The 13,390-nt window shown below is 34.1% G+C and carries 9 protein-coding genes; all 9 read right to left on the reverse strand.

Going from position 1 to position 13,390, the window contains the following annotated elements; genetic code table 11:
• Positions 1-25 precede the first annotated feature (25 nt).
• The 9 genes from QBK95_RS04525 to porU all read right to left on the reverse strand — a co-directional run bounded on the left by QBK95_RS04525 (position 26) and on the right by porU (position 13,381).
• Complete coding sequence (locus tag QBK95_RS04525) at positions 26-2,509, reverse strand: beta-mannosidase (protein WP_280931021.1); 2,484 nt, start codon at positions 2,507-2,509, stop codon at positions 26-28.
• A 25-nt stretch (positions 2,510-2,534) separates the two neighbouring features.
• The gene (locus QBK95_RS04530) at positions 2,535-3,215 is read right to left on the reverse strand and encodes an SDR family NAD(P)-dependent oxidoreductase (RefSeq protein WP_280931023.1); all 681 of its coding nucleotides are present in this window, start codon (positions 3,213-3,215) and stop codon (positions 2,535-2,537) included.
• A gap of 42 nt (positions 3,216-3,257) precedes the next feature.
• On the reverse strand, positions 3,258-4,202 hold the full coding sequence (locus QBK95_RS04535; protein ID WP_280931025.1) for a M28 family metallopeptidase: 945 nt from the start codon (positions 4,200-4,202) through the stop codon (positions 3,258-3,260).
• A gap of 73 nt (positions 4,203-4,275) precedes the next feature.
• Positions 4,276-4,863 (reverse strand): NUDIX domain-containing protein, encoded by a 588-nt coding sequence (locus QBK95_RS04540; RefSeq protein ID WP_280931027.1) that lies wholly within the window; start codon positions 4,861-4,863, stop codon positions 4,276-4,278.
• Between the two features lie 67 nt (positions 4,864-4,930).
• Complete coding sequence (locus QBK95_RS04545) at positions 4,931-6,538, reverse strand: pyruvate dehydrogenase complex dihydrolipoamide acetyltransferase (RefSeq protein ID WP_280931029.1); 1,608 nt, start codon at positions 6,536-6,538, stop codon at positions 4,931-4,933.
• 3 nt (positions 6,539-6,541) lie between these two features.
• Complete coding sequence (gene pdhA, locus QBK95_RS04550) at positions 6,542-7,543, reverse strand: pyruvate dehydrogenase (acetyl-transferring) E1 component subunit alpha (RefSeq protein ID WP_280931031.1); 1,002 nt, start codon at positions 7,541-7,543, stop codon at positions 6,542-6,544.
• A 158-nt stretch (positions 7,544-7,701) separates the two neighbouring features.
• A complete protein-coding gene (locus QBK95_RS04555) occupies positions 7,702-8,184 on the reverse strand; it encodes a cytidine deaminase (RefSeq protein WP_280931033.1) in 483 nt (160 codons plus the stop codon).
• A 170-nt stretch (positions 8,185-8,354) separates the two neighbouring features.
• Complete coding sequence (gene porV, locus QBK95_RS04560; RefSeq protein ID WP_280931035.1) at positions 8,355-9,503, reverse strand: type IX secretion system outer membrane channel protein PorV; 1,149 nt, start codon at positions 9,501-9,503, stop codon at positions 8,355-8,357.
• Positions 9,504-9,544: 41 nt separating this feature from the next.
• Positions 9,545-13,381 carry a type IX secretion system sortase PorU gene (gene porU / locus QBK95_RS04565; RefSeq protein ID WP_280931037.1) on the reverse strand — a complete coding sequence of 1,279 codons (3,837 nt, stop codon included), beginning with the start codon at positions 13,379-13,381 and terminating at the stop codon, positions 9,545-9,547.
• Positions 13,382-13,390 lie beyond the last annotated feature (9 nt).

The raw sequence follows: 13,390 nt of genomic DNA on the forward strand, positions 1-13,390 counted from the left end.
ATCATATCATATACCATATAGACAATTAATCAACTAGCATATTCAACGTTTTTATCAGAATATCAACTTCTGAATCCGTAGTAGTTTTAAACAAAACAACCTTTTCTTCATTAGGAAGTAGGTCAAAAAAATTATCGCTAAAACTACCTTTACTATTGGTATACAAGAATACATCTTTTTGTAGTTGGGTTGAGGATATTTTGACTTCATATCCATGCTCAACTTTAATTACTTTTTTAATGATTTCTTGAGCTGGTAATTGTAAATTTTTAGGTTTTACAAAATAAAAATTAGTGCTCGACTGATTAAACCTTGATATCAACATTACTTCTTCTTTTAGTATATCTAAAGTTTTCATTGATTTTTTAAATACTACTTGAGAAGCATTTGCTTTTACAGAAATTTGCTCATTATGTTTCCAAATTACCTTTCCATTAAAATCTTGAATCGTTAATTCTAAGTTCCCAGTTTGTTGTTGTAATTCATCATTAACAACATATATATTCAATGTATCATTCTCAATTTTTGGAGAAATCAGTATATTTTCGAAACTTCTTTTTGCTTTATAATGCAATGCCTTCTTATTTCCCAACCCGTCAATACCAGACCAGGAAACCACTGGCCAACAATCATTTAATTGCCAATAAAGAGAACCCATATTATATGGTTTAGCACGACGATGCGCTTCTATCCCTTTTGCCATACCATACGCCTGTAATAATTGACTTACATATACATAATCTTCATCTGTATCAGGAACTGGAAAATCACGTTCCATATACTCTTTTATTAGCGCGAATCCTCTATTATGTTTTTGATGTGTCGCAAAACTGGAGTGATCAATATCGATACTATCTTGTTGCGTGAAATACTGAATAGCCTGATAACTTGGAAATGACTGAAACCCAAATTCGCTCATAAATCTTGGCACTTTATCCTCGAATCTCTCAAAAGGATATCCATCGTGCCATACTCCCCAATCATGTGCATTCCCTTCCGTTTGAAATTTTGGGTTTCCTCTTCCGTATTTAGGTGAGCTTTCCCAGTATGATGTGTTTGTTAGATCAGCAACCGTATTTGGTAAAATATCATTAAATAGTTTTTGATAATTACCCCATATCTCAGCTTTCTCTTCCTCACTTCTATTTGCTTGCCATCCCCAATTGTGCCAAGCTTCGTTATTCTCATTATTTCCGCACCAAAGTGCAATACTTGCGTGATCACGCAATCTGGTTACATTATCTATAGCCTCTTGTTTTACATTTTCTAAAAAATCTACATCTCCTGGATACATTGCACAAGCAAACATAAAGTCCTGCCACAAAAGAACACCTTTTTCATCTGCTAAATCATAAAAAACGTTATTCTCATAAATTCCGCCACCCCAAACACGTAACATATTCATATTTGCATCTATCACATCATCAAAAAGCGCTACATACGCTTGATTAGTAACTTCTGGCTGAAAAATATTTTGTGGTATATAATTCGCCCCTTTCATAAAGATAGACTGACCATTTAGTTTAAAATAAAAAGATTCTCCGTTTACATCCTTATCAGTAATTAACTCAATAGTTCGTAATCCTTTTTTGATATTCTCTGATGCGACCACCTCATCTCCATATAACACCTGAATTTGTATATCATATAAAAAAGGTTCGCCTAACGTATGTATCCACCATCGTTTAGGGTTTTCTATCTGAAAATTTACACTATAGGTTTGACTTCCTTTTTCTAGTGTGATTTTTTTTGTTTCAGAGATTTCTTTATTAATCAATATATGAACTACTACTTCTTCATCCATATCTTCAGTTGAGTTTAACAGAATATCAGCTTGCAGTTTTGCTAATTTGTCGTCTAAAGATTGTTGTTTTATATATACATCTTGTAACTGTATATCGTCCCATGATTTCAAGATAATGGGTTTCCATATACCAGCAGTAATGAATTTAGGCCCCCAATCCCAACCATAATGGAACTGAGCTTTCCGAGAAAAAATACGATTCCCAGCAGGTAAGTTATAAGATAGTTTTGCTTTTTTTTCTTCCTCTATTGCCGTTGGATTCTTGAATAAAACTCTCAATCGGTTTTCACTCTGAAGTTTTCCACTTACATCTACCTTCCATGTTCTAAAAGCATTATTAGTTTTTAACAGCAAACTATCATTCAAAAATATTTCGGCATAGGTATCAATACCTTCAAAACTAAGCTGATGATGTTTCCTTTGTAACTGTTCTTCTCCTAACTTTAAAATAGTCTTATACTCCCAATCTTCAGAAGTGATCCATTGCAACTTTTCCTCATTGACTCCTAAAAAGGGGTCTTCTATTTTTTTGTTTTTCAACAAATCTGTATGTACTGTACCTGGAACATATGCTGATAACCAAGAAGTATCTTTTACTGATTTAAAATGCCATGTAGCATCAATCTCTGTAGTTAGGTTTTTCTTTTTCTTGCTACACGAAAAAACTACGAGTAGTAATAATAATATTCCTGCTTTTTTATGCATATCAAAAAACACAAGTGATTATACATCAAGGCGTACTACTAGATACTTGCAACACCTTACCATTATAAAATTTATTTGCAGTAAGTGAAAAATCTTTAATATAATTTGCCATTTCAATTGCTGTAAGTGGCGCTTGATATCCAGGAAATGCTTCTTCCAGCATCTCGGTTTGCACAGCTCCCAAGGCTAATACATTAAAAGCGATACCACTTTCTTTATATTCTTCTGCCAGTAATTCGCTTAAAGTAATTACAGCTCCTTTACTAGAACTATATGCAGCTAGACCAGGGAACTTCATACTACCTTGAATTCCTCCCATACTACTTATCGTTACCACGTGACTTCCTTCAGTCATATATGGCAACATAAGACGTGTAATTTCTGCTACCCCAAAAACATTTACCTTGTATACTTCTTCAAATTCTTGAGTAGAAATTTCGCCAAAAGGCTTATTTAATAATTTACCAGCATTATTGATTAGGATATCAACCTGATTCCAAGAATCTACTACGTAATCTTTCAATTTTTGTAAATCCGAAGAATCGCATAAATCAAAAGAAAACGTGTGGATATTTTTATGATTTAGAGCAGCAATAGGTTTTTCATTTCTGGATAAAGCTAAAACCTGATGTCCTTCTTCAGCAAACAATATAGCCATCTCATATCCAATTCCTCTACTGGCTCCAGTAATTATAATATTTTTCATTAGTTATAAAATCTTACCCTGTTTCATCGATTTATATGAGTCTTAATTTAACTTAATTTCTTTTGTTGGTGTATTTAAGATACTGGTTATTGCTGGTACACAATCATTAATCAGCTCTGCCATAAATTCGAAATTCATTTGTGAAACCTCATCATCAACATGGTGATAATAGTCATAATTGGTAAAGTCAAAGGTGGAAATGGTTTGACAAGGAACGCCAAATTCTTTATAAAAAGGATAGTTATCACTTCTTCTAAATAACTGAAACTCCTTTGCTTTAGGCAAAAAACCTATTAATTCACTACCTACATATTCATTTATTTTCTTAGCCATATTAGATGCTTCAAATCCAGTAATATATGCCTTATATGCTTTATCATTTAGCGGCACTCCGATCATTTCGAAATTTACCATCGTATAAAGATCCAGGTTTTTTTCTTTTAAAACTTTAGCTAGGTGTTTCGATCCCAGCAACCCTCTTTCTTCTGCTCCAAATAACACAAACAATACACTACGTTTGTTATTTTTTGTTTTAGCAAAATGTTTAGCTAATGAAATTACCGCTGTACTTCCTGCAGCATTATCATTAGCTCCATTAGCAATCACATCTCCGTTAACATCTTTACCTTGCCCTATATGATCAAAATGTGCTCCTACAATTACAAATTCTTTGGAAAGTTCAGGATCTGTTCCTTTTAAGTACCCAACTACATTATATGTTTCTGTTCCTTTGGCATCAAAGGTATCCAAATAAGTTTCGAAATAAGGAGTGATTCCAGATTCCTTAAATGCGGACTCTATATATTTTGCAGCTTTTTCTAAGCCTTCACTTCCTGTATCTCTTCCATTGAGCTCATCACTAGCCAAAAAGTTCATAATGCTGCCTACATCGGCAGCTGTAGTACTGGATGCCGAAGATTGCGCAACAGTTGTTTCTTTACAAGTGATACATAAGAGTGCGATAGCTACTAGTATAATCTGTTTCATGTTTTATTTATTCTTTGAGATGAATGTTGATTTTTGCTAAAGATACTTAAAAAGAACACTCTTAGAAATGAAATTAAGATAGCATTATACCTTTTATTTTCAGAAATTGAAGTAACATAACGGTTCTGGCATCTTTAATATCTCCAGTTTTCATCATATCGAATGCTTTATCAAAATTTATTTCTAACACATCAATATACTCTTCTTCATGATCCAGACCTCCTCCTTTTTCCACTTTCATTTCATCTGTATACTCCGCAATAAATAAATGAGCAATTTCGGTCATTGTAGCAGGAGATGCGTATACTGAAAATGCTTTTTCTACAGAACTCACATTATAACCTGTTTCTTCAAGTGCTTCTTTTTTTGCACAGACTTCAGGAGTATCTCCATCCAATGATCCTGCACACACTTCAATACTCATTCCTGATTTGTTTCCGTTTAAATATGTTGGTAGTCTAAACTGTCTTGTTAAAACTACTGTTTTTTTTAAACGATTATAAAGTAATACAGAGGCTCCATCTCCGTGATCATAGACTTCTCTAAGATGTTTTTCTGGCACATGTGCCTCAGTATGTTTATACTCGAAAATATATTCTTTTAATAAAAATGTTTTATTGGATAACGTATTAGATTTCAGATTTTCAATTCTCTTATTCATTTTTTAAATATAAAAAAATCCCACTTCTTTTGAAGTGGGATTTATAATTTAAAGTTTTACTTTTCTATTACGCCAACATGGTCACTGGATTTTCCAGATATTGTTTTAACGTTTGTAAAAACTGAGCTCCAGTGGCTCCATCTACAGTTCTATGATCACAAGCTAACGTTACTTTCATCGTATTACCAACTACAACCTGATCGTTTTTTACTACAGGTTTCTTGACAATTGCTCCTACTGATAAAATAGCAGAATTCGGTTGATTAATAATCGAAGTAAACTCTTGTATACCAAACATTCCTAAATTAGAAACTGTAAATGTACTTCCACTCATTTCCTGAGGAGTCAATTTTCTGTCTCTCGCTCTGGTTGCCAAATCTCGTACCTTAGTATCAATCTCCATAATATTCATATGATCGGTAAATGGTAATACTGGTACAACCAAACCATCAGGAACAGCTACTGCAACTCCAATATTTATATGTTTGTTATATACAGTTACATCGTCTTTCCACGTTGTATTTACCTGTGGATGTCTTCTTAAAGCCATGGCACAAGCTTTAACAACCATATCATTAAATGACACTTTTGTATCAGGTAATTCATTTATAATCTTACGAGAAGAAATTGCAGTATCCATACCTACCTCAATAGTTAAATAATAATGAGGAGCTGTAAACTTGGATGCAGAAAGACCTCTTGCAATTGCTTTACGCATCTGCGAATTCTTTACTTCTTCAAAACTCTCTTCTCCTGCTGGAGTAAACGTTTGAATTGCTGGAGTTGAAGTTGTTGTCTTTGCTGATACTGAAGCACTAATTGCCGTAGAAGGCGTAAATGATTCTACATCTTTCTTTATAATTCTTCCATTTTCTCCAGTTCCTTTTACCTGAGATAGATCGATACCTTTATCTGCTGCTATTTTTTTAGCTAATGGAGAAGCAAATATTCTTCCTCCAGATGCATTGTTTACAGCACTTACTGTGGCTGTTTCTACAGTATCCTCTTTTACAGGAGCGGTTTCACTTGTCGCAGAATTTGCAGCAACAGGAACCCCATCTTTTAAACCAGAAACATCTGTTCCTGCAGGACCAATAATAGCCAGTAACGCATCTACAGGTGCTGTTTGCCCTTCTTCTATCCCTATATGTAATAAAGTTCCATTATAGAAGGATTCAAATTCCATAGTCGCCTTATCGGTTTCTATTTCTGCTAATATATCACCTTCTTCTACAGTATCTCCTATTTTTTTAAGCCAAGTAGCTACCGTACCTTCTTCCATAGTATCACTAAGACGAGGCATAGTAATTACTTCTACACCTTCAGGAACCGTTGCTGTTTCTGTTGAACTTGGTGCAGGAGTTTCCGTTTTTTCTTCTTTTGGAGCTTCCGACTGCGATGCAGTATTTCCGTTTAGTAAATCTGAAATATCTTCTCCTTCATCACCAATAATCGCAAGCAATTTATCTACGGGAGCCGTTTCTCCTTCTTCTATTCCAATATGAAGTAACACTCCTTCATAAAAAGATTCGAATTCCATAGTTGCTTTATCGGTTTCAATTTCTGCAAGGATATCTCCTTCACTAATTTTGTCCCCTTTTTTAACAAGCCACTTCGCGACAACTCCTTCTTCCATGGTATCGCTCAATCGCGGCATATTAATTACTGTAGCCATAATCTATTGTGGTTTGTGTGATAAAAATGGGTAATCCTCTTGTTCATATACAACATCGTACATCAAATTTTTCTCTGGGAATGGAGATTCCTCAGCAAATTTTTGACATTCTGCTACTCTATCTTTTACTCCTTTATCTATTGCAGCAATCTCTTCATCTGTAGCATATTTTTTATCCTTAATAATATCAAGGATCTGAGTAATCGGGTCAATCTTTTGATATTCTGCTACTTCTTCTTTAGTTCGATACTTCTGAGCATCACTCATAGAATGCCCTCTGTATCGATATGTTTTAAGTTCAAGAAAAGTTGGTCCTCCACCAGTTCTTGCTCTTGTAATTGCTTCATCAAATGCTTCGGCTACTTTTATAGGATTCATAGCATCTACTGGGCCACAAGGCATTTCGTACCCTAATCCTAGTTTCCAGATATCTGTATGATTCGCAGTTCTTTCTACAGAGGTACCCATAGCATACCCATTATTCTCTACACAGAATACAACTGGAAGATTCCATAACATTGCTAAATTAAAAGCTTCGTGAAGTGATCCTTGACGTGTTGCTCCATCACCCATAAAAGTTAAGGTAACCGAATCTCTTTTATAGTACTTATCTGCAAATGCTAAACCAGCTCCTAAAGGAATCTGTCCTCCAACAATCCCATGTCCTCCATAGAATCTATGTTCTTTAGAAAAGATATGCATCGATCCTCCCATTCCTTGAGAGGTACCTGTACCTTTTCCAAAAAGTTCTGCCATTACTCTTTTAGGATCTACGCCCATACCGATAGGTTGTACATGATTACGATATGCGGTAATCATTCTATCTTTAGTAAGGTCCATTGCATGCAAGGCACCTGCTAAAATAGCTTCTTGACCGTTATATAAATGTAAAAACCCTCTTACTTTTTGTTGGATATATACCTGAGCTAGCTTGTCTTCAAACTTTCTCCAGAAAAGCATATCCTCGTACCACTTCAGGTAAACTTCTTTGGTTACTTTTTTCATTTAAAATGTAATGATATTTCAAAATTAAGCCAGCATTATCGCCGACCTCTCTAACAATTACAGAATTTTTCTGCTTATTTCTCAATTAAGCGAAAAACAAAAATAATATATTCATTACTAAGGAGAAAGGAGTTTTAGGATAAAAATGTACGAAAACGTTATAAATATGAATTATCAAAAATAAGGGGTAATAAATTAGCTAAAGAGTAAGATTTCACCACTTTTCCTGTTTCTCCCATAAAATATATCTCAATAGGTTTTTTCTGTTTTAGTTCATATTCGGCAATGGATTGCCTGCACGATCCACAAGGTGGCGTTGGCGTAACTAACTGATGCTTCAATGATTTAGCTGAAAGCGCCATTGTAAGAATAGGAACATCAGGAAAATTTGCTCCCGCATAATAGATCGCTGTACGTTCTGCACATAATCCAGATGGATAGCATGCATTCTCTTGATTATTACCTACAATCACTTCTCCATTTTCTAATAATAATGCAGCACCCACCAAAAATTCTGAATATGGCGCATATGCTTTGTCTCTTATATCAAAAGATTGTTGCATTAACCCCTGAATATCTTCTGGAAGTTCTTCAAAGGTGTCATATACCTGTAAAGTGGATTTGATCTCTATTTCTTTCACGCATTTAAAATTTTAAAGCAATATTTATCAAAAATAGTAATCATTGATACATGGTTAATCCAAAATATATTGCTTTTTTTATATAATTAAGGGGATACAATGTACTATAAACAAAAAAAGTATCAAACCTTAATGTCTGATACTTTTCTTTTATCATTAAATATTTTATCCTATCTATCGTAATAATCATCTCCAAAATTAAACGAAAGACCAAAACGAAGTGTTCCTTCTAATGGACTTCTTACCGCAGAAGTTGAGAATAAATATGACATATCTATGTTTACTACTGTATATCTAAAACCTAGTCCAAGAGACACAAACTTACGTGCTCCTTTTTCTTCAGCTTCATTAAAATATCCTCCTCTGAAAGAGAATACATCTTTATATACATACTCTGCTCCTAAAGACCAAGTAAATTCTTTTAACTCCTCACTGAAACCACCGTCAGCATCTCCCCAAGAAGAAAAAATTGCTCCGAAAGAACTTATACTCTGATATTCTGCATTGTCTTCTGCATCAATATCTCCATCATTATCAAAATCCTGAGGACTTGGCACCAACAATTTAGCGAACTCTAATGAAGGTGTAATTCTATTATACTCATCTAAAAGAAAGTCAAAACCTACACCTAACCTAAATGTAGTAGGTATAAAGTTTTCCTGACCTGCATCGTCATACTTTATTTTAGGCCCAATATTAGAGACATTCAATCCTGCTCTCCACCTACCATTAAAAGAATTATAAGCTACTTCTTCACTTTGATAATATGCAGAAACATCTACTCCAAAACTACCCGCAGCTTCAGCTTCAGATACTTGGTTTAGTTTTAAGTCTGACCTCAAATAACGACCAGTAACACCCATAGAAAATGATGGACTCAATTGCAGTGCATAAGACACATCAAAGGTTAATTCATTTGGTTTTTGTATCAATCCCAGATCATTAGCATTCTCCCTAAATTCTATTTCTCCAAGACTAAAATATTTAAAACTGGCAGCGATAGCACTACGCTCGTTAATCCTATTATAATATGTAAGGTTACCTAACCCAATATCATTTACTAAGCTACTTAAATAAGGGGTATAGTTAACTCCAACTCCTTGTTGTTTTTTTGCAAACGCATATTTAGCTGGATTCCATTGTTGTGAAAATGCATCTGGTGTCGTTGCAACCCCTTGATCACCTAAACCTGCTGCTCTTGCATCAGCAGCAATTAATAAAAATGGTACCGCTGTTGTTATAGCTCGTTCTAATTGTGCTTGCATTTTAAAATTTGATAGTGTTAAAAACACAAACCCAAGAATTATGATTTTTCTCATGTTGAAAATTGATTTTGACAAATATATAGTTATTTAGTTATTTATAGTATTACAAGTTTTTCAAATTTCTCTACTCGCTGATTTGTTAACGTTGATTTTACCGATATCTTATATACATACACACCTTTTCCTAACTTATCTCCAAAATCATCACGCCCATTCCATTGAATATCTTCTCTATAACTTGTTTTTCCTGAAAGCGTTTGATTGCTTGTCCAGATTACCTTTCCAGAAACTGTAAACACCTGAACTTGCACTTCCAGAACATCGCTTATCGAACTAGAATGTTCAAACCAAAATTCTGTATGACTCACAAAAGGGTTTGGATAATTAAGAACATTATTTAAAGTAAAGCCTGCAGCATCTGCGACTACAAATTGAATTTCTTGAGTTGATGAGTTATTATACACATCCCAACCTTTAAATGTTAGTGTATGTAATCCAGGTTCCAAGTCTTTAAATTTAAAGTTTACAACTCCATTAGTAAAATCATCTATTTCTGTTTCATAGAAGTCATTCAGAATAAAAGGATTAGATTCATCACCATCCAATATTGCCGAAATGTCATGACCTATACCACTTGCTGTATTAATACCATTATCGTCCTGAAGTTTTGCTATAAGTATTGGAGAATCGTTCGTTACACCACCAGAAATAAAACTCTCATCATTCATAAATAGTTGAATTTGAGGACCGACATTATCTTCAGGTGCATTTTCATTTAATCCTCCTACAAGAATTGTTTGATCGACTCCAGTTTGGTTTTCTAAAACTCCGTTTCTAGAAGAGTAAAAACTTATTCTTCCAGTATCTACAGGTATACCAATATCTCTTGGTACAATAAATTCAAAATCAAAAAGACCGTTTGTAACGGATGCTTTTCCTCTGAAAATAATTTCTCCTAAAGTTTGGAAATTTAACTTAATAATCTGCCCTGCACTATTTCTAGTATTATCATTAGCCAGCGTTTCTCTATCTATTTCTTTATCGTAAATAGTTGTAGATAATACTCCATTATAATCTGACAATAACGTACCAGACTCATTCACAACCTCTCCAGAGACTTTAATTCTACTCAAAGCTTTTAGTGTATCAACAGGTTGCGTAATTGGCACATCATTAATACTTGTTAGTCGAACATTTGGTTTCGGAACGGCCATTTTCATTGCAGGATCTCCAAAAAAGAAAACTACTCTTCTACTATTCGTTGTATACGAATTTTTCATTTGCCTAACAGCTTCTGCAACTGTTGGGTAATCTGATCCATTAGGGAACAAAAACTCTGATAATCTATCATTAACCGAAATTCCAAATGTTACAATAACATCTCTGGTAGTACTAATTAGTCCCACAGCTCCGCCATTAGTATTCCAATATGTAAGTTCACCCGCAGTATCTCTACAAGGGTTATCAAACTTTGTAAACTCACAGGTTACTGTAATAAAAATCGGATATCTATTTGTATTCTCTAAGTCACTTCCGTCAGATTTATTAAATATAAATTCTTTTGCCAATCCATCTTCACCTCCATGTCCAAAATAATCAATAGCGACGGCTCCAGTTTCTATTGCACTAGAAATAGCTTCATTTACTTTAGGGTATCTACTTCCAGAAGCTGAAGATTCTTGTTGAAAAGCATCTGCATATATCTTTGTAAGATTCAAATAAGGTTTTCTCTGTACTAATTCTTCTCCTAATTCATCTAAATTTCGCTGAATAGTTTCTTCCCAATCAACATCCACATCATCTGCGATTAGCAGTACTGAGTTTCTCCATCTACCATAGGATTGCTCACTATCATAATTAACAATCTTAGAAACCATCGCATCCGCTAATTGAGGTGTATCTGCTAATACTCTCCCTACCGCGATATCTAACTGATCACTAGCAACCATTCGCCCTTCTAGAGGATCCATCGAACCAAAAAAATCATCTGTTGCAAAAGAACTAACTAAAGAAAAACTACTTAAACTCTGGAATGTCGGAACTATATTACTATCTGAACAATTCTCTCTTAGGAGCAACCCTTTATAATCTACGGATGCATCTCCAAAAAAACACACATATTTCAACCGTTCATCAATACTTGAAGCGTTTTCGTATACATACCTAATAAGGTTTCGGATTGCTACAATATCTTGTTTACCACTTCCGAATTCTTGATAAATCTGGTCCAGAGATAACACTTTTACATTATAGTTATTTAAATTTCGATGATGCTCTGCCAGTCTATTCGCAGCTTGTAAAAGCGTATTATTAGAAATTATTAAATAATCTACGTCTTCAAATTGTCCTTGATTATTTAGAAAAACAGTCCCTTTGATATCTTGATTATCTACTCTAGTTTCCTGATCAGCTATAGGATCAAAATAATCCGTTGGTACAATTGCTAGATACTGACGTGATTCACCCATATTAGCTTTAAAAGTTAATGTAGACGAAGCATTATCATTTGCTACCCTAGTGATTAATGCTGGATTAGTAACATCCCATACTTGTGATATTGAACTCGAATTAGTAATATTATATTGCCCAACTCCTGTTAATACAGGAGCCTCATCATAAAAGAATTGCATTTGAGAATTTGTACCTGTTAGTGCTCTCTTTGCTTCTAAACTTATAAAGTCTAGATATCCCGTAGCTGCAGGGTTTCCATTATTATTATAATTCAGATTAATTGCAACTTGATCAGAATTAGAAGTTATATCTTGTATAAGTTCTCTGGTAGAACCCAAAGAAGTTCCTGTAACCTGAGAAAAACTAAGTACTCCCGCTTGTACGCCATTTACTGTGACATTCATACTTGAGGTCGATGCCGATGTTGCTGCAGCGAAAACACGCAATTGAATAGGTTCTGTTGTAATCAGATTAGGAAAATTAAAATCATAATTTCTATTACTTTGAACATCAAAACGATCTCCAAACCAACGTCTTCCTACTTTCACAATATTAAACTCGTCTACTTCATAAAATTGATAATCTGTAAAAGAGTTAATTTGAGTTGTCGCTACATCTGTTGGTTCAGTAAAATTAGAAACTCTTCTACCATTACTACCTCCAGCAGTTACATAATAGTATGACTTATCTGCATACAAATTAATATTGGTTATATTTTCTTCACTATAACCTTCAGTATTTTCTCCATACATTAATATATAATCATCTCCAGAAAAATTACCATCATCACCACCAACCATCTGAATTGCATTTTCTCTTAGATCAAATTCTGTATTATCCTGATTGATAAGCGGCAACATTCGACCTCCGTTTCCATATATTTTGATTGTATTAGGATCTACAGAAGACAGATCCATTCCTAAACTGCTCAAAAATGCAGGTGTAATTCTGAAAACACCTGTCTTATCTACATAAAACTTATACCAATTTCCTGTAGCAAGCACAGAATTAGTAATAGGAAGTTTTTTTGCGAACGACTTATTTGCTCCTGTTTGATATTCAATATCAAAAGAAACTACTTTTTTAAAGGTACTACCCTCTTTTATTATTGGAAAAAGACTCAAAAAACCAGTTCTTTTATTCCTTGCTTGTATCGATTGTATGTTAAATTTAATTTCTTTGGGAACAAGTTCTGTGGCAAGATCTTTTAGTTCAGCTCTCGAAATATTCTGATAAACAACATTACTGACTCTGGCAGTTGTTTTATTAATCTGGGCAGATTCATCCCATTGCATGGTATACAGGATACCTAAATCGTCTTGATATTCGAAATTTTTCTCATCAAATCCTGGAACCGTAAATGAAGTACTTGCTGTACTAATCACTACATTTTTCCAAGTAATATCAACATTTATTGTTCGCTGTGCCGAAACAAATATAGAAATCAATAGCGCACATAAAATTGTAATTTTCTTCATCATAGCATATAA

It is taken from the genome of Aquimarina mycalae (assembly GCF_029906345.1).
In the GTDB taxonomy this organism is placed as follows: Bacteria; Bacteroidota; Bacteroidia; order Flavobacteriales; family Flavobacteriaceae; genus Aquimarina.